This window comes from Achromobacter sp. 1014246743 (genome assembly GCF_059760725.1).
In genome coordinates, this window is record NZ_JCBANA010000007.1 from 90,597 (window position 1) to 108,583 (window position 17,987).

Genomic DNA, 17,987 nt, shown 5'->3' on the forward strand with positions numbered 1-17,987 from the left:
GGCGCCGGCCCATCGCCTGACAATTTTTTCCAGACCGCATATAATCGCGGTCTTCGCTTCTCCCGCAGCCGTCCTCAAGTAGCACCGGACGCGTTCGCGACCCCCTTGCCCGGGTGGTGAAATTGGTAGACGCAGGGGACTCAAAATCCCCCGCCGCAAGGCGTGCCGGTTCGATTCCGGCCCCGGGCACCATCTAAAAATCTTCTGAAATTTCAATAGATTAGAAGGTTTTGCAGTACAAGCCCCGCACCGGGGGATTTCCCCAAAATTTTGGTCAGGTACAGTTTCGGTACAGTAATGCGGCGCTAGCCTCATACCGGAGTACACATGGCTACGATTGTTAAGACTTCCTCGGGCACTTGGAAAGCCCTCATTCGCAAGACCGGCTGGCCTGCCACGGCCAAGACATTCCGCACCAAGCGGGACGCCGAAGACTGGGCGCGCCGTACCGAAGATGAAATGGTACGCGGCGTATACATCCAGCGGGCTCCTGCCGAGCGCATGACGGTCGAAGCAGCGCTGACCCGCTACCTCAAGGAAGTCACGCCCACCAAGCGCGCCTCGACCCAAATCGGCGAACACAAGAAAGCACAGGTCATCATCCGGCATCTTGGCAAGTATTCGCTAGCCGCCCTGAACGCCGAGATCGTGGCGCAGTTCCGTGACACTCGCCTGGCTGGCGACCCGGACAAGAATGGCAAGAAGCTACGCCCGCGCAGTAACAACACGGTACGCTTGGAACTAGCGCTGCTGGGCCACCTGTTCACTGTCGCCATCAAGGAATGGGGCATTGGGCTACCCTTCAATCCGGTGTCCAACATTCGCCGCCCGGCTCCCGGCTCGGGCCGCAACCGACGGTTGACCCAAGAAGAACAGAGCCGCCTGCTGCAAGCCGTTGATAAGCACTCGAACCCGATGTTCGGCTGGATCGTGCGCATTGCCGTCCAGACCGGTATGCGGCTGTCCGAGATTGCGACGCTGCGTATTCGGCAAGTGGACATCGAGCGGCGCGTCGTGCGGCTGGAGCACACCAAGAACTCTTCGCCCCGCACCGTTCCTCTGACTGCCGAGGCAACGCGCGTGTTCACTGAGGCACTTGCCAACCCCGTGCGCCCAGCCGAAACCGAACTGGTGTTCTTCGGCGAACCCGGCCGGGATGGCATACGACGCCCCTACCTGTTCGACAAAGCGTGGACCGATGCCAAGCGAGCAGCGGGCCTTGAAGACTTCCGCTTTCATGACCTGCGGCACGAGGCTGTCAGCCGGTTCGTGGAAGCCGGCTTGAGTGATCAGGAGGTGTCGGCCATCAGCGGCCACAAGTCGATGCAGATGCTCAAACGCTATACGCATCTTCGGGCGGAAGACCTGGTGCAGAAGCTGGACCGCATTGCGCGAAGCGCGCCGTCCGCTTCTAAAATCCGAACTGAAGCCGACCGCCATGCAGAGAACAACGCATAATCGCTCCACCGCGTTGCCATAATGAATAACTTATTGTCTTAACCTACGGAGGAAACTCGTTTTGCATACCGCTATCAAGATCGTCGCCATCAGCAGCCTTGCGCTTACCCTTGCAGCATGCGGCAGCGCCAAGGACGCCAACAAGAGCAACTTCAGCAAGGCCGTACAGGCGTACCTAGACACTCAGAAGGGCCTATGCGCTGCGATACCTGCAAAGGGCTTGCCGTTCACCCTGGCGAATCAAGACATGCTGGGTGGTCAGAACAAGAAGCGCGCCGATGCGCTGGTCGATGCCGGGCTGCTGACGAAGCGAGACACCGAAGTCAAGGCCATGTTCGGCAACAAGATGGAGCCGGCCACCGAATACCAAGTCACTGACACCGGCAAGAAATTCCTCGTCGCCAATGGTGCCAACACGCTGGCTGGACAAGATGCCTTCTGCACCGGTAAGTACACCATCGTGGAAGTGGACAACTTCACTGAGCCCAGCGACACGATGGGCGTAAAGCTCTCGCGGGTGAACTACCGCTACAAGGTAGAGGGTGCAGATGACTGGGCTAAATCGGAAGGCATGCGTGCCAATTACAAGAATTTTGCGGAACAGACTCAGGGAGATATACAGGGCAAAGCGGCTGTCATCCTGACCAACGATGGGTGGATGCACGAACGCCTGTTCAAGCGCGGATAAACAGCGCTGAATCAGCGCCAAAACGAAAGGCCTTTCACTAATGCGTGAAGGGCTTTTTGCTTATGGAATATTGCATCAGTGGCCCGACATGCCCGGATGGTGCCTGTCATACTCTCGCATCCTGCGACGCGGCTACTCGATACATGGATTTTTCATTGGGCCGGGCCTACCCAAATCTCAAAATAATGGCATAGCCAACCTAATGCCCCCGTGGTGGGTACACCAAGAAACGAGGAACGGAGTGACCCGCATCAGGCCATTCGGAACATTCATATTTTGTGGATGTAGCGCCAGACAGCGCAATCGACTACATCGCAAATGCCGCCTTGATACTCACTTTATCAGGTGCTTGTTATCGTACAGCGAGACGGGGTAGAGCCAGTTTCTTTCCCGAACTGGTTAGGTTTCCACCATTCGCCTGTTTATCCTGCCGGAGTCCGGGGCGAGACCTGAGCATCAAGGGTGCAGATATGGGTTTAATGTCGTTGAATGGTTTTAAGCTGGTAGTGACAATGCTAGCCAGCCTTGCTAGGATGAGATTGCTACGTCTGGTTCCTAGCAGGTATCTGCAAGAATTAGAGTACCGAAGCCCTGTGATTCTGTCACGGGGCTTTTGTACATTTATCACCGGACTAGTCATTTTTAGACGTACGAAACGTCGGCAATGGAAAAAATCTAATTACCGTGATGGCAGTTTCAACGTATGCAGATCCAGCAACGTAAAGCGACCAGCATCCTGCCATCCCCCGGTATCAATGTAATAGACATTGCCGAGTTTCATGGGCTTGCGCAGGGTCATATGCCCATGAACCACCGCGCGTACGTTGCGAACTGGTTGGGCGTACTGCGCTCGATAACGGTCTATTGACCACAGGCAGGCATTTTCATCTTCTTGGCTGAAACCAGCGCCATGAATGGCGTTCCAATCGTCATAGGGGAAGTCGGCGTGAACCATTCCAATCAAGCCAAGCGGCGTTTCCACCTCGATAGCCAGCGGCAACGCACTCAAACGAGCCGCAATGCGCCCGCGAATATCGCTCACACACGCATCTAACCATTCGCCGCCGTGGGCACGGTGATCGAAGTCCGGAATCGGATTGCCCATTGCCCGTCGCAACGTCATCAGGTCATGATTCCCACAGATCGCATGAAACCATGGGCGTTCCAACCATTTCAGTACGTCTGGGGATTCAGGCCCCCTGTCCACCAAATCACCCACGGAAAACAATCTGTCCTTTTCGGGTGCGAACTTGACGGCGGCGAGCGCGGTATCGAGCCGGCCAAAATGACCGTGAATGTCACCCACGGCGAAATCACGACCATCAGTATTCAAGCGAAAGCGCTGGACTCGGACATTACCGACGTCATTCCTAATTTCCATGCAACTCCATAGCGACTCGTCCTGCATATCTCTCATGATACTTGGACTTTAGGGCTGCATGAAGCCAAAACGATGATCTAGCCACAATCAACCAAAGGTCCTGTTCAACGTGCGACGGATTTTTCGCCGTTGGAAATTTTCCACAAAATTTTTCACACGCAAACACGATTCCGGCGCTGAAAAGTAGCCATTCCGAGGCCTGTTTCTAAGTCGTTGATTTCCAAATTTATTTGATGCGAGTCGAGCATTCTTGAAAATCCAATATGGCCTATCTTGGCATTTGACGATGCCCAATTTTGGCTTTCGCAGATACCCAATTTTGGCCTTTAGAATCAAACACTTAAGTACGTTTTTAGGTTGACATTTATGCTCCCAAAGTAAAGACTCGTATTACCTACTGTGAACTTGTGAGGCATATGAATGACTACTGGAGAATACTTGTTGGGACGGTTTGGGCCGTTAATGAGCATCGTTGATGTTGCCACATTGCTAGGCCGATCTCCCGATGGCGTCCGCGTGGCGCTTTATGCAGACACTGAATTTTCGCGCAGGATGAAACCCGCGATGCTGAGGGTCGGCCGCCGCCTCTATTTCCGGACCTTGCAGGTCACGGAAGCACTGAGCCTGGAGCAACCTACAGACGACGAAACTATGCCTGCAGCGACATCGACGAAAGGGCCACGAGCATGAGTCGACAAAGAACCGTCAGCGACCAGATATGGCGCTCCACTCGCATGTCAGGCTTTACAGAAGAAGACAGATATGCGCTGCTCTACTTTCTGACTTCGCCATTCAGCAATGTCATCGGCGCGTATGAAGTCGTCATTCGGATTGCAGCTTCGGAAATGGGTTGGGACCCCGAATCACAACTGATGCCAGTGATGCGTCGTCTCATCGATGCCGGCATCTTGGATTTTGATCCTCAGGCGAATTACATCTGGGTCAAAGATTGGTGGGATCATCACTCAGCCAAGATGGCAGTGGCAACGACACTTAGGACAAAAACACTCGAACAGATTGAGGCACTACCTCATGGCTGGCGTGACGCATACGTGAGTGACTTTATCAATCGCCTGCCTGTCGGTGATCCCCTGCGCAAAACGGTAGCGAAAGCCCTCGCATACGGTCCATATAGGCTATCGACACCCTATGCAGAACCCGACGACGGTCGGATGCCCATTTCGGCATGTGCAAAGGACCTCCATAGAAATCAATCACTTAATGAAGGGCATACGCTAGGGATAGGCTATCCCGAGGCTATGGACAGAGGCCCGGGTAACACTACTACTAACACTAACCTTATCTATAACCCTACTACTACGAGAGGCGACGACGGCCTGCATTACCCTAGAGCGCTCGTTACCGCTGAAAAGATGTCGATCCAAAACCTGCTGACCGACGTCCCATTAGCGGATGCGCAGGCGTTACTTGACGAACTGGAAGGGGCGATCAAGAAACCCGGGACCATCCAAAAATCAAAGGTCGCGTATTTCAAAGGACTCCTTAACAATCACCGCAAGGGTGGCTTCGTGCCGGCCGCAGGCATCCTGGTCGCAACAAGAAGGGAACATCTGACAGCGACCCATGATGCGTCGCGCGCATCAGATTCGGTGCAGCTCAGTAAGGCTGAAACTCAAGCCCAGATTCAAAACCTCAAGGCCCAGTTGGGCATGCACACGAGGATGCCGAAATGAAAAACGACAAGGCCACCCTCAGTGTTCGACTAAATGGCGATCTAAAGCAGCGTTGGCAGGCGTTCTGCGCCGGCCAAGACACTAACCCCAGCGATGCACTGCGACAGGTCATCGTGCGGCTGCTCAACGGCATATCCGCTCACGATTCGGCCAAGCCGTCAGCGTATGAGCAACCGGACACCTCACGCCGCCGCATGGAAGTCCGCCTGACCGAAACGGAATATGCACGCATCGAGACATTGGCCTTCCAGCAGGGCATGTCAGCCAATCGCTGGGTCATTCACCTGATACGCGCCAATCTCAGCGGCGAACCGCAGTTCGGCATGTCAGAGCTGCGGACGCTGGGCGAATCGAATTCGAGGCTGCTTGCCATCGGCCGCAACCTCAACCAGATCGCCCGGCACATGAACGCAGGACGTACGCTGGAGACGGTAGTCACTGCCAAGCGTATCGACACACTGACCCGTCACATCAAAGCCCATACCGCGCGGGTGGCAGACATCATGCGCGCCAACATTGACCGCTGGAGGTTGGAATGAGTCGAGTCATTGATGGGATTCTGAAAGACTGGGGCGAACGCATCTATACCAAGCCCGTCACCAGCCAAGGGACAAAGCGCACAGTGACGCGGTCACGCACGTCGCCGCCGTCCAAGCCGCTACTGTTGACCGGTAGCGCTCGCGTTCGGGACAAGTTGATGCTGACCACCCGCAAAGCGCCCGAAGTCATGGTGAAGATCTCCGGCGGCGGCAAATGCATCGCGCAGGTCAAAGCGCACCTCGACTACATATCGCGCAACGGCCTGGTAGAACTGGAGAACGAAGACGGCGAAATCATCCTTGGCCGTGAGGCGGTGCAGGACGTGCGCGACGAATGGAAAAGCGGTCAGTATGGCTTGCCTGACAACGGCTCGCGCCGCGAAACGTTCAATATCGTGCTGTCTATGCCCCCTGGCACCCACCGGCGCGCAGTCAATGATGCCATCCGTGCATTCGCGAAAGCAGAGTTCGGCGACAACCATGCGTATGTCTTCGCCATTCATGACGATGAAGCGCATCCCCACGGCCACCTTTGCGTCAAGGCGCTGGGCCTCGACGGCAGCCGGCTCAATCCGAGAAAAGCCGACCTGCAACGATGGAGAGAACGCTTCGCCGAAGCGCTGCGTGAACAAGGCATCGAGGCCAACGCCACACCGCGCAGGGCACGGTCACACACGCGCGTTACCGTCAAGCAGGCGACGCGACATGCCGCCAAGCGTGGCAAGAGCACCAAAGCGACCGAGCGGGAACAGCGCAGGTGTTCCGGCGTTTCACGCGCCATCAGGAATGGCTACGGGCACATAGCAAAAGCCTTGGCCGCTGGTGACGACAAGGACAAATCGCTTGCCCTGAAAATTGTCCGGTTCCTTGATCCCACGCAGGACAGGAAGCTACAGGCTCCACAGCATAGCCAGAGCAACACCGAAGCGACCAAGGACGCCCAACGACTGGATAAGACCCACCGTTCAGGCAAAGACGACCTGAGCCGTTAACTTGATTGCGCAAGAAGGACCATAAAGATGGCTTTACGCTACGACGCCCTGCAAGACTACTGCGATGATCCAGCGCGCACTGGTGACGTGCAGGTCATCCTGTATGCGCACTACTGGAAGGGCTTTGCCTTGGCCGTACAGAACGGCACTACAGAGTATCCCGTCATGGATGACAAAGGCCGGCCGTTCCGATTCCGAACAGTAGAAATGGCACTGGCGGAATTGGCGAATATCTCGTACCTGTCAGACCGCATCATCATTGACCGCAGGATGTGGTGGCCGTAGTCGGGAAGCTACTTTGCATTAACCGTAAGTACAATCAACTTCGGTTGTACTTTTAACTAATACGAACGCTGCAACCGCCCCAAGAACGCTTCGGCGTACCGGGTGCCGGCCCGAAAAGAAGGGCCTGACGCGGGGAGATAGGCCGCGTGACCGCACCGAAGAGTAGTGTGCTGACTGCCTCGGAAAAGTTGAGGATGACTTCCCCGGAAAAGCAGGGGATGACAACACGGTAGAGACGTGTCTTTGAAAGCCCCAAGAACACTGAACATGTGTGCCGGGCAAGAGCCTTAAATAAGCTCCCAATGACCGGCTGGAAAGACGGCCCAGCGTTCGCCATCAACCCTACTAAATGGAGTGGCGAACATGAAGAAATTATTAGCATCTTGCATTCTGGCCGTCGGCATTGCCGCGTCATCGGCTGCCTTCGCGCAAATCCCCGTGACGGATGGCGCTTCCATCGCCAAGAGCGTGGAAAACCAGATCGAAACGATGGCGAAGTGGAAGATGCAGTACGACCAGATGGTCAGCCAGATCGACCAGATGAAAAAACAATACGCTGCGGTCACCGGCGCACGCGGTATGGGCGAACTGTTCAACAACCCGCAACTGCGGGACTACCTGCCGCAAGACTGGCAAGGCGTCTACGATTCCGTCAAATCAAGTGGCTATGCCGGCCTGAGCGGGCGCGCTGAGTCCATCTACAACGACAACCAGGTGTATGACGCATGCACCGGCTTTGCCCTGACAGAGCAGCGCACGAACTGCGAAGCCCAAGCCGTCAAAGGTGCGCAAGACAAAGCCTTCGCGCTAGACGCCTACGACGCGGCGAAGAACCGCCTCAGCCAAATCGACCAGTTGATGCGGCAAATCAACCAGACCCAGGACCCGAAGGCTATCGCTGAACTGCAAGGCCGCATCGCCGCCGAGCAAGCCATGATTCAGAACGAGCAGACCAAGCTACAGATGTACCAAATGGTCGCGGCAGCCGAAGACCGCCTACAGCAACAACGGCAGAAGGAGATCAACGCAAAGATTGTTGATCAACGGGACTACCCCACCCTTCAAGTCTTCAACCCGCTTGCTCGCTAAGGAGGAAATCATGGCACCGTTCTACGCAATAACACTGGTCGTGGTCGTATTACTTTGCTTTCCCATCTATCGTTTTTGGGCTTGTGCTCGCCGCTTAAGTCCCGAGTATTACCGAGAGCTTATACGGCGTGCTCCGCTGATGAGAACCCTAGATGCCATTGCATTCCTCATGGCTGCGTTCACGGCCTACTACGCAGCTATGGGATTGTGGGGATTCACGCTCCCACCCCTTGACGACGAACCCTTGCCGGCATGGATGAATATCCTGCTATCGGCGGTTACGAGCGTTGGCTGCTTCGGCGTCATTTGGACAAACGCGCCAAATCGCTTCACGGACCCAACATGGGGTGGCATGCGCGAAAGCGTCGTGCGAACCCTTGCAGCGCTACGCATTATTGAGGCCGCCGAGGTGGCCCACGCACTCAACATCATCAACACACGTGAGGCGCACAAATGAAAAACACCATCTTCCCTTTCCTTGTCGTTCTCACACTCGCAGCTTGCAGTGATAACACCCCGGTTCAAACTGTCGATTGGTACAAGGCGCATGACCCCGAACGCAAGGCAATGATCGCGAAATGCGAAGCTAATCCAGGCGAGCTCGCCGCCTCCGCCAATTGCATCAATGCCAAGACAGCAGAGAACCACCTAGCCGTCGATAAGCGTGGCTATTTCGACCTTTCGCCTATTAATCCATTGAAGGGAGGCCAATAGTATGAAATTTGCGCTTTTTCAATGGGTAGGTGACAGTCTGGATTCCATGCTGAACTCCTTTATTTCGGGAACAGCATCTAATGTGATTTTCGGATTTCAGATGTTGATGCTAACGGGAGTCACCCTGTATATCACCATGACCGGTTACGCGATCAGCATGGGGGCAGTGGAGGCTCCGTTCCGGACGTTCCTCAAGCAATGCGTGAAGATCATCATCATCGCGACATTTTGTATGACGGCAGACTCCTATACGGCGACCATTGTGTCTGCCATTCAGGGACTGGAAACGGGTCTGGCCGACATCATGTCTACGTCCAACGCTCAGGCTATGAATATCTATCAAGTGCTCGACAACTCAGCCGACAAAGGGCTAAATGTCGCCTATGACATGCTCGGCAAGGTTGCGAAACGGGAGTTTTACGAAATTGGCCATATGGCCTGGGATACCGTGAACGCGCTATTAATGTCCGTCGCAGTATTTTTAGTTCACCTGCCGGCCGCAGGTACGATTATTTTGGCGAAAATGTTTTTAGGTGTGATGCTCGGAATTGGCCCAGTTTTTATTGCTGCATTGATGTTCCCGATCACCGCAAAATGGTTCGACAAGTGGTTTCAACAGGTAATGACATACATATTGGAGATTGCCATTTCCATGGTTGTCGTGTCAGTAGGAATGGGTCTATTCAAAACACTCTACGACAAGTTGATTGGGACAAATACAGATATTCCTATAAATTCTTTCTTCTATATCATCATGCTGGCAGCTCTAATCTTCTTTGCTCATAGGAAGACGAGCGGCTTGGGTGCTCAACTAGCGGGGGGTCTCGCCTTTGAAGCCGTTACGCTCAGAAGCATGGCACAGGGCATGGGTAATGTGGTAAATCCCAAGACAACGCGTCGCGATATGCAGTCTGGCATGATGGTCACTGCGGGCCGCAGTAACCACATGATTGCAGGCAACACCATGTGGAACCCGGCCTATCGTCAACACGTCTTGCAGAACATGGGCAAGCACTGGGGACCGGCAACCGGTGGTTCAGTCAACGGCAGGTGACGTGCGTGTTGGCATCCGCATAGGCCTTGCCATCAGCAAGGCCTTTTCATTTATCGCCGCGCATACTCCGCGCTTCGCTTGGGCAACCCCTTCGGTTGCATCCCGCGTCCGTTCTTGCCGGACTGGCTGCGGGGGCAGGCCCGGCGGCCTTGCCTTGTTCCTACCCCCTGCCGACAGGCTGCATGGCCTCAGACGCGTCAAGGGTGAAGGCTACGCCCGGCATCCTCACCCGTTCCCTACGCCTTGCTTCGGGCTGCGGCCTCCGGTCCCGCCCTTGACACCTCTTCCAGCCAGAGAATCACCAGCTTCGACCTCATACCGGCTTTTGATAGCACGGATGACGGGTCAAGGGGTTGGTGCGGCCCGCAGCCCTATGGGCGAGGATACGGCCCCTTGACGCGGCAGGAGTGACAACACGCTGCGCCCGGGGGAGGTGTTCAGGGCCGTCGGCCCGTAACCCCTGCCCCCGAGGCTCCCGCCGGCGAGGGTGGAGAGTCCAGAGAGGCAAAGCCTCTTTGGGAAGTGGCCTCGTTCGCAAATACCCGAGATAGCCGTCAATCGGGGAAATCTATTGATTGGCAGAAAAACAAGACAATTTCTGCGCAAGGTCTTTTCTGTCGGCCTTGCCTCAAAGCCACAAAAAGATCCCACATCTTGTAATATAGCGTTACCTAAAGCACGGGAGGCAACCATGGCTGAGAACGGTACGCATGAAACAGGGCTAAGCAAAACGTTATCCGATGTCGAGCGTGGTCGGCGTGAAGTGGCCGTTGATTACGCATGCGCATCTGTCAGCTTGGAGGGATTCTCGCTCAGCGCTTCATCAATGGAGAAATCGACCTCAACGAGTTTGTGACGCGGTGTGATGCCTTAGCGCACCTAAATGCTTAGTCATGACGAAGAAACTTGAGGTGGTTGAGACTAGTGCAGGATAGGCTGTCGCCGGAAATCGTATGACGATTAAAAATAATTCCCTTAGTTGCGCGTACAAATGCTGCTTTGATACTTATTGGAGAAACGATGGCCGTGACTACTTTAAAAATTGCACACTGCAATAGCATTGACCTTGCTACTATAAATCTCGTCCACAACGCCTTAAACATAAAGTACGGCCCCAATGGGTTAGGCAAAAGCACCATGGCCAAGGCAATTGTTAGCCAAATTAGGGGCGACGGGTCTTTAAACGACCTCATACCGTTCAAAAGTCGAGACAGGGAAGACGGCGAACGACCATCGGTTGAAGGTATTGAAGCCTTTAAGAGCGCATTGGTATTCGATGACAATTACGTCCGCCAATTCGTATTTCAAAAGGACGAAGTCGTAAAAAATAGCTTTGAAATATTCATTAGAACGCCTGAATATCTAAGTGATATCGCAGAAATCGACGCGCTTTTGTCCGGCGTTAGAAAGGCTTTTTCTGACAACAAAGATATAGAGTTGCTAATTAGCGACCTGACCGAGCTTAGGGACGCTTTTGGAAAAATATCGCGCACCGGAGCGATACCAAAAAGCAGCAAAATTCACAAGGCATTTGGCTCTGGTAATAAAATTGAGAATATTCCAGATTTCCTTCAACCTTTTGAGTCGTATATCAAAAGCCAGGAACCCGCAAAGTGGATTACCTGGCAGGTAAAAGGGAATGAATTTTTGCAGCTTGGAGACAATTGCCCTTATTGCGCATCCTCTCTAATAGAGGCTGGAAAGAAAGATACAGCAATGGCTGTAGAAAAGGAATACGACGCCGTCGCAGTGGGTCATCTGAATGCGCTCAATACTGTCATTAATCGACTCGGGAAATATTTTAGTGAAAAGTGCCGTGAGAGTCTTCAGGGCATTACCACATCAAAGATAGAACTAACGGCGCTAGAACTGAGCTTCCTGACCGGATTGAAGTCGAATTTAGATGCTTTGATAGAACAACTAGAAGCATTGCATACTATTTCCTTTTTCTCGCTCAGGGACGTTGACCAAATAGATGATCGCCTCCCACCTTTGAAAATTGATTTCAATTTAATAGAGAAGCTTGACTCAGAAGAAACGAGAAAGGTAGTCAACCCAATAAATGAACAACTAGATTCTCTTATCGAGCAAGTTGGTCATTTAAAGGGAAGAATAAATCGCCAAAAAGCAAAGATTCAGAAAACCATCAACGACAACCAGGCGAGCATAAATGGATTTCTAAAGTCCGCTGGATACAAATATTCCGTAGAGATTGTCTCGGAGTTAGATTCATACAAAATGAAACTAATACACCGAGACCTGCCGAATCACATCGAAACAGCATCCCAGCATTTGAGTTACGGCGAGAAGAACGCTTTTTCTTTGGTGCTGTTTATGCACCACGTACTTAGCGAAAAGCCGGATCTAGTAGTTCTGGACGACCCCATCTCTTCTTTCGATAAAAATAAGAAATTTGCGATCCTACATCAGCTTTTCACGGGAAAAGCCAATCTGAAAGGCACAACAACTTTAATGCTGACTCACGATATCGAACCCGCCATCGACGTGATTAAAAGTACCACCGCTTTCCAGGGAACGAAGCCCTCGGCGACCTTTCTATCCTCACGCCAGGGTGAAATAAAAGAGGTCCCAATCCTCAAGGAGGATCTTCAAACATTTGCCAGAATTTGCAGAGACAATATAAATGTATTGAACGACAGGCTCGTCAAAGCAATTTATCTTAGGCGGCACTTTGAACTACTAGACAGCATGGATATAGAGTACAACCTGCTTGCTAGTCTCTTTAAAGGCAGGGATAAACCGACGATCAAATCGGCGACTGTTAATCGCGAAATGACTCCTGATGAGAAAGCGGAGGCCGAAGCAAAGATCCAAGCTCACATTGATGGGTTCGACTACGATGATCTGGTTAAAGAAGTCAACAGCCCAGAAACGATTAAAGCAAAGTTTCACGCAACAAATGTTGGATATGAAAAAATTCAACTATTCAGAATATTTCGGCCTGACCATGATGACGACGTAATTAGAAAATTCATCAACGAGTCCTATCATATCGAGAATGAATACGTAATGCAGCTAAATCCTCATAAATTCGAGAGCATCCCAGAATATGTTATTGACGAGTGCACACGGCTTTTGCCTGCGTAGAAAACCTATCGGAGTAGTGAGGGCAACCTCTTTCCTTGCATTTCTCGCCTTATATTATATTAGGTAGCTTGTGAGGGCGAATCTGCCGGGCGCGCGACCCTCGAAGATTTCGCTCAACTATTATGCAATCCAATCAGAACATGACCAAAAAATCTCAAATTGTTCAATCTGCGTTTAATCCTGATCCATCTCTTCCCTATGAATTACGTATCAGCGATTTTTCGCATGCAATGCAAGATATCTACGATTTTTTCTTTGACGTAAATACTCTGCTGTCAAACAAGGGACTGCATCGTCTCGATGACATGATGAGACCTGCTGCGATGTCTGGCCTAATTTCAGACATGGTTACAGCATCGCTGGCAAAGTTTTCTCGCTCTCTCGTTGAGAATACACACTTTAACGGACATCCCGATCTGATTGTTCGCGGAATGTATGCCAACGACAGCACAGCATCCGGGAGCCATGGCGTCGAAATAAAGTCAACACGGAAACAGGGAGGCGCAGTCGACACCCATGGAGCACGTGCTCAATACATGTGCGTTTTTGTCTATGTTGTGGATAATGAGACAGAGCCGGCCTCTGCACGAGCGCCAATGCGCTTTACAGAGGTATATCTAGCTCACGTTGACGAAGCCGATTTCCGTAAGAATGCCCGAGGAGAGCTGGGTACACGAACGGCAACCCTTCATAAAGATGGAATTGCAAAATTACGAGCCGGCTGGATATATAGAGATAAAAACATGTCTGCCGGGGACGCCGCCAATTAGATCTCAGCACACTAATCATTTCTGACTGTTAAGCTGGACAACGCAGGCACCGCGCGTGTGGCCAATTCGTAAAACTCGTTATCCAGCTCCACGCCACAGCTATCGTAACCAACAGCATTCGCTGCTGCGAGCGTTGAGCCGGCTCCCATGAATGGGTCGAGTATCGTTCCTTTACCTAACGGCAATACAGCACGTACGATTTGCCTCATAAACGCTTGAGGTTTTAAAGAGGGATGTGGGGCGATTTTCTTTTCCGACGCCGGTGTGGGGTGCGATCGGATCAAATCCCCAAACGGCCGCTCCTCCGAAGGTCGCCTAAAACCCCCGGTTCCCCAGCGACGCAGATTATCTTGAACTCTTCCATCTAACGGCGCTCTGAGAACCACCCATGGCTCCCATTGCGATCTCGGCATCACGGAAACGTCAGCAAATTCGACATGAGCGTTTTTAGGGCGGTCCCCTCCCCTCATTGTCATAACTTGGCGGGCTATGTAGCCACGCAACTCTAAACCCGCGTGCCCCATACCTTCCGCAACGATGTGAGCTAATAGCGGATTTGAGGCGATTACGATATTTGCCCCAGGAACTACCACTCGTGAAACCAAAACGCCAAAGCGCTTGAAAAACGTTAAAAGTGATTCGCGATCATCATCGGTGAGCGTAGTAAAACGCGGAAGCGGAGCCCGTTGGTGACCATCAAATGATGGGGGAATTCGCCATACCCCCCCTTTTCCAGCACGCAACTTTGCTGTTTCTTTGCTTGTATACTCAACGAGACCATATGGTGGGTCGGTAACGATTGCATGAATTGAGGCTGGCTCTTGGTTAGCAAGCCACTCAAAGCAATCATCTTGAATCAGGTTAGCGCGTCCGATGCGGATTGATTTCTTATCAACTTTACGCTGATAGACAGTTTCTGCATCTTTGAGTTGATATCTACCACGACCAGTTCGCTCAAATACATTTGGTGTGTTGATACTAAGATAGGATCGCACGGAAGAGGGGGGAACATCCCCAATAGCTCGCCTGACAGCATCAGTGATTTCGTCAGTGGATGCATCGCCACCTGCGACGGACAGATACTGAACTATTGAATCTCTGATTACTCCGGGAGCGAACGACATAGAGGCACTTCTATCTGGACGAGGTTGATGCCCAAATTGTATCATTTTGACGTCTGGACGTCAATCCGCTCAGCGTAGCTCGATTTTCAGAATTGGTACATATCTGCTACTCCAGTACGGTACAGTACAGGTACAGTGACCAGTTTTCACCAACTCAGATAAAATACTCTAACCTACTGATTTGAAACTGGTTTTACCTATTTCAACCTACGCTAGGATTCGCCGCATTTCCCTGTGGAAACACTGTAAATCACCGACTCAAAATCCCCCGCCGCAAGGCGTGCCGGTTCGATTCCGGCCCCGGGCACCATCAAGAATATTCCCCGTGATTGCCACGTTCTGTATCCCGACAGCTGGATACGGCGATCTCGTTGCGCGCACACTCGCGTCACGAACTCATCGAGACCATTCGGTCGGTTCACCTGATTCGATCCATCGCCCTCACCAATCGAAGTTCCAGTGCGTGCGTATCACCGCACGCTGTAAAAAGCGCGCGCTATTTGTCACCCGGCCCAATTCAGGCGGCCGGAAATTCGGCAAACTTGGCGCCTCACGGGTGGACTTTGCCTTCCTGCATGTAGCTCCCCCATCAACTCGCTCCTGCCGACTGTCCGGGCGCCGCTCTCGCACCTTGCCATATCGGTAATTGCTATTTTTATTTGCTTTTGCGATAATTTCCCATGCACATCATCTCCAAGCGATCGTTGCGTGAGTTCTGGCTGATCCATCCCGGGTCCACCAACTCCCTGCTTCATTGGCACACGACGCTGGAACACGCAGAGGCCGCTGATTTCTCGGCGCTGAAGACGGTGTTCAACACGGTGGACTGGGTCGGCGGCCTTGTGGTTTTCGACATAGGCGGCAACAAGTACCGCATCGTTGCCGATGTGGTGTTCCGATCGCAGACCGTCTTCATCAAGTACGTTTTCACGCATAAGGAGTACGACTCATGGAAGCCGTAATCCCCGACCTGACCGAAGTGGCCCGCAGCTATGCCGAATTCCGCGCAATCGCGGGCGTGGGTGCGATCCGCAATGAAGCAGACTACGACCGCGCGCTTGCGTTGATCGAGGCGATCCTGGATAAAACGCGCGGCCTGCCTGCACGCGAAGACCCCTCGCATCCGCTGGCGGATCTGCTCGATCTGCTGACGGCGGCGGTGCATGAGTACGAGGCCGATCACCACGCCATCCCGGCGTCATCGCCCCGTGAGGTGCTGCGCTTTTTGATGGATCAGCACGGGCTGAACCAATCCGACCTGCCCGAGGTGGGCAGCCAGAGCGTCATGTCCGAGATACTGGCGGGCCGCCGGATGCTCAACACCCGCCAGATTGCCGCATTGGTCGAGCGCTTTCACGTTCGGGCGGATGCCTTCATAGAACGCGCAGACACGCATTGAGAGAGCGGTCCCGCCCCACAGCAACGGGCAGGACCTTCTCCCCTTCCTCAATGCCGCCCCCACCTACCCTCGTAATACACCCAGTGCCCATGCCGCTGGCGCCATTCCGGCCCGTGGTACACGTACCCGCGCCGCGCCGGTAGCCACACGCCTTCGATCCAGGCGTGGCGTGCGCCGACCCATTCCCAATGGCCGGGCGCCCAGACGTAGCCCACGCGGGGTGGCGGCACGACCTCGACCCGGGGTGGCGGCGGCGCCACGTCGATGCTGATGGCCACGCCGGCCTGCGCCACACCCGGCACGCTCAGCGCCCCCAAGGACAACACCACCGCGGCACCCGCGGTCATCGCGGCTTTGATGAGGCTTTTCATAACGGTTTCTCCCTTGCAATCGCCGCGTTCGACGAGGCGAGCGCGGTGAGGCTAGTGTGCGCGGCGGGAATTATCGAAACGGTTACGCGGCGGGGGCGGGTGGTTTCAGGCGGTTTCGGCGGCGGGCCTGGCCCGGTGCGGTTCTGCCGCCCGTCCCCCATAAATTCCGCCCAGTGGATTTAAGGGGAATTCCCCGATTCTCCGCCCCCAGCCCGGCCGATACCATTCGGCGCACTTCCGCCGGCTGGCGGGATGAAATCCATACGTTGCGCCCCTCGCGCGGAGACACCATGAAAACTTTGACCACTGTCGCGGCAGGCGCCGCGTTGCTTCTTTCGTCGTGGGGCGCCAGCGCCGGCGTGACGTTCGAAAGCGTCAAGAACAAGGGCTTCGTCCAATGCGGCGTGTCCACGGGCGTGGCGGGGTTTTCGGTCAATGACAGCAAGGGCGGCTGGATGGGGCTGGACGTGGACCTGTGCCGCGCGCTGGCCGTGACCATGTTCGGCGACGCGTCCAAGGCCAAGATCATGGCGGTGAGCGCCGTGCAGCGCTTTACCGCCTTGCAATCGGGCGAAGTGGACGTCCTGCCGCGCAACACCACCTTGTCCCTGACGCGCGACACCACGCTGGGCCTGATCGGCGTGGGCGTGAACTATTACGACAGCCAGGGCATCATGGTGAACAAGTCGCTGAACGTGAAAAGCGCCAAGGAGCTGGACGGCGCCACGGTCTGCGTGCAGCCGGGCACCACCACCGAACTGAACCTGGCCGACTGGTTCCGTTCGCAGAACATCGTGTTCAAGCCCGTCGTCGTCGAACGCCTGGACGAAATCATCCGCGCCTTCGCGGTGGGCCGCTGCGACGCCTTCACGGGCGACAAATCCCAGTTGGCGGCCGCGCGCAGCAACCTGGCCAACTCCGAGCAATACGACATCCTGCCCGAGAACTTCTCGAAGGAACCGCTGGGCCCGATGGTGCGCCAGGGCGACGAGCAATGGTTCAACGTGGTTCGCTGGACGATGTTCGCGATGCTGGAAGCGGAAGAGTATGGCGTGACGTCCAAGAACGTCGACGAAATGCTCAAAAGCACCAATCCGAACGTGCAGCGCCTTCTGGGCGTGACGCCGGGCATGGGCAAGAACCTGGGCGTGGATGACAAGTGGGCCTACAACGTCATCAAGACGATCGGCAATTACGGCGAGAGCTTCGAGAAGAACCTGGGCGAGACCAGCCCGCTGAAGCTGGCGCGGGGCTTGAATGCGTCGTACCGCCAGGGCGGGCTGATGTATGGGTGGCCGGTCCGCTAGGAACGTCCCGCCCG

General features: G+C 54.1%; 18 protein-coding genes and 1 tRNA gene. 16 read left to right on the forward strand and 3 right to left on the reverse strand.

What is annotated here, in order from left to right; translation table 11 throughout:
- Positions 1–107: 107 nt before the first annotated feature.
- From AC6LJ2_RS05125 to AC6LJ2_RS05135, 3 genes are all read left to right on the forward strand, one after another.
- A tRNA-Leu gene (locus AC6LJ2_RS05125) sits at positions 108–192 on the forward strand.
- Between the two features lie 135 nt (positions 193–327).
- On the forward strand, positions 328–1,458 hold the full coding sequence (locus AC6LJ2_RS05130; protein WP_498150944.1) for a site-specific integrase: 1,131 nt from the start codon (positions 328–330) through the stop codon (positions 1,456–1,458).
- A gap of 61 nt (positions 1,459–1,519) precedes the next feature.
- Positions 1,520–2,146, forward strand: coding sequence for an SEN1982 family lipoprotein (locus AC6LJ2_RS05135; protein ID WP_498150945.1), 627 nt, complete (start codon positions 1,520–1,522; stop codon positions 2,144–2,146).
- A gap of 679 nt (positions 2,147–2,825) precedes the next feature.
- Here the strand turns inward: AC6LJ2_RS05135 and AC6LJ2_RS05140 are convergent.
- Positions 2,826–3,527 carry a metallophosphoesterase gene (locus tag AC6LJ2_RS05140; protein ID WP_498150946.1) on the reverse strand — a complete coding sequence of 234 codons (702 nt, stop codon included), beginning with the start codon at positions 3,525–3,527 and terminating at the stop codon, positions 2,826–2,828.
- A 686-nt stretch (positions 3,528–4,213) separates the two neighbouring features.
- On the opposite strand from AC6LJ2_RS05140, the gene AC6LJ2_RS05145 reads away from it, so the two are divergent.
- The 10 genes from AC6LJ2_RS05145 to AC6LJ2_RS05190 all read left to right on the forward strand — a co-directional run bounded on the left by AC6LJ2_RS05145 (position 4,214) and on the right by AC6LJ2_RS05190 (position 13,772).
- Complete coding sequence (locus AC6LJ2_RS05145) at positions 4,214–5,221, forward strand: hypothetical protein (protein ID WP_498150947.1); 1,008 nt, start codon at positions 4,214–4,216, stop codon at positions 5,219–5,221.
- Positions 5,218–5,760, forward strand: a complete 543-nt coding sequence (locus AC6LJ2_RS05150; protein ID WP_498150948.1) for a hypothetical protein — start codon at positions 5,218–5,220, stop codon at positions 5,758–5,760. Before AC6LJ2_RS05145 ends, AC6LJ2_RS05150 begins: the two co-directional genes overlap by 4 nt.
- The gene (locus AC6LJ2_RS05155; protein WP_498150949.1) at positions 5,757–6,752 is read left to right on the forward strand and encodes a relaxase/mobilization nuclease domain-containing protein; all 996 of its coding nucleotides are present in this window, start codon (positions 5,757–5,759) and stop codon (positions 6,750–6,752) included. Before AC6LJ2_RS05150 ends, AC6LJ2_RS05155 begins: the two co-directional genes overlap by 4 nt.
- Before the next feature lie 27 nt (positions 6,753–6,779).
- Entirely contained in the window at positions 6,780–7,037 is a 258-nt protein-coding gene (locus AC6LJ2_RS05160) for a hypothetical protein (RefSeq protein ID WP_498150950.1), read from the forward strand.
- A gap of 363 nt (positions 7,038–7,400) precedes the next feature.
- Entirely contained in the window at positions 7,401–8,126 is a 726-nt protein-coding gene (gene virB5 / locus AC6LJ2_RS05165; protein ID WP_498150951.1) for a P-type DNA transfer protein VirB5, read from the forward strand.
- 10 nt (positions 8,127–8,136) lie between these two features.
- Positions 8,137–8,583 (forward strand): hypothetical protein, encoded by a 447-nt coding sequence (locus tag AC6LJ2_RS05170; RefSeq protein ID WP_498150952.1) that lies wholly within the window; start codon positions 8,137–8,139, stop codon positions 8,581–8,583.
- Positions 8,580–8,840, forward strand: a complete 261-nt coding sequence (locus AC6LJ2_RS05175) for an EexN family lipoprotein (protein ID WP_183004342.1) — start codon at positions 8,580–8,582, stop codon at positions 8,838–8,840. Before AC6LJ2_RS05170 ends, AC6LJ2_RS05175 begins: the two co-directional genes overlap by 4 nt.
- Position 8,841: 1 nt before the next feature.
- A complete protein-coding gene (locus AC6LJ2_RS05180; protein ID WP_498150953.1) occupies positions 8,842–9,894 on the forward strand; it encodes a TrbL/VirB6 family protein in 1,053 nt (350 codons plus the stop codon).
- A 1,020-nt stretch (positions 9,895–10,914) separates the two neighbouring features.
- A complete protein-coding gene (locus AC6LJ2_RS05185) occupies positions 10,915–13,002 on the forward strand; it encodes an AAA family ATPase (protein WP_498150954.1) in 2,088 nt (695 codons plus the stop codon).
- Between the two features lie 140 nt (positions 13,003–13,142).
- On the forward strand, positions 13,143–13,772 hold the full coding sequence (locus AC6LJ2_RS05190; RefSeq protein WP_125470267.1) for a hypothetical protein: 630 nt from the start codon (positions 13,143–13,145) through the stop codon (positions 13,770–13,772).
- An 11-nt stretch (positions 13,773–13,783) separates the two neighbouring features.
- On the opposite strand, the gene AC6LJ2_RS05195 is transcribed toward AC6LJ2_RS05190, so the two are convergent.
- Positions 13,784–14,896: a DNA-methyltransferase gene (locus AC6LJ2_RS05195; RefSeq protein WP_498150955.1), complete on the reverse strand. Its 1,113-nt coding sequence runs from the start codon at positions 14,894–14,896 to the stop codon at positions 13,784–13,786.
- 680 nt (positions 14,897–15,576) lie between these two features.
- Here AC6LJ2_RS05195 and AC6LJ2_RS05200 point away from each other — a divergent pair.
- Together AC6LJ2_RS05200 and AC6LJ2_RS05205 are read left to right on the forward strand one after the other, a co-directional pair.
- On the forward strand, positions 15,577–15,858 hold the full coding sequence (locus AC6LJ2_RS05200) for a type II toxin-antitoxin system HigB family toxin (RefSeq protein WP_175217504.1): 282 nt from the start codon (positions 15,577–15,579) through the stop codon (positions 15,856–15,858).
- Complete coding sequence (locus AC6LJ2_RS05205; protein WP_175217503.1) at positions 15,846–16,295, forward strand: helix-turn-helix domain-containing protein; 450 nt, start codon at positions 15,846–15,848, stop codon at positions 16,293–16,295. Before AC6LJ2_RS05200 ends, AC6LJ2_RS05205 begins: the two co-directional genes overlap by 13 nt.
- Positions 16,296–16,342: 47 nt before the next feature.
- Here AC6LJ2_RS05205 and AC6LJ2_RS05210 read toward each other — a convergent pair whose 3' ends face one another.
- On the reverse strand, positions 16,343–16,666 hold the full coding sequence (locus tag AC6LJ2_RS05210) for a YXWGXW repeat-containing protein (RefSeq protein WP_498150956.1): 324 nt from the start codon (positions 16,664–16,666) through the stop codon (positions 16,343–16,345).
- A gap of 290 nt (positions 16,667–16,956) precedes the next feature.
- On the opposite strand from AC6LJ2_RS05210, the gene AC6LJ2_RS05215 reads away from it, so the two are divergent.
- Complete coding sequence (locus tag AC6LJ2_RS05215; protein ID WP_498150957.1) at positions 16,957–17,973, forward strand: amino acid ABC transporter substrate-binding protein; 1,017 nt, start codon at positions 16,957–16,959, stop codon at positions 17,971–17,973.
- The last annotated feature ends 14 nt before the right edge of the window (positions 17,974–17,987 follow it).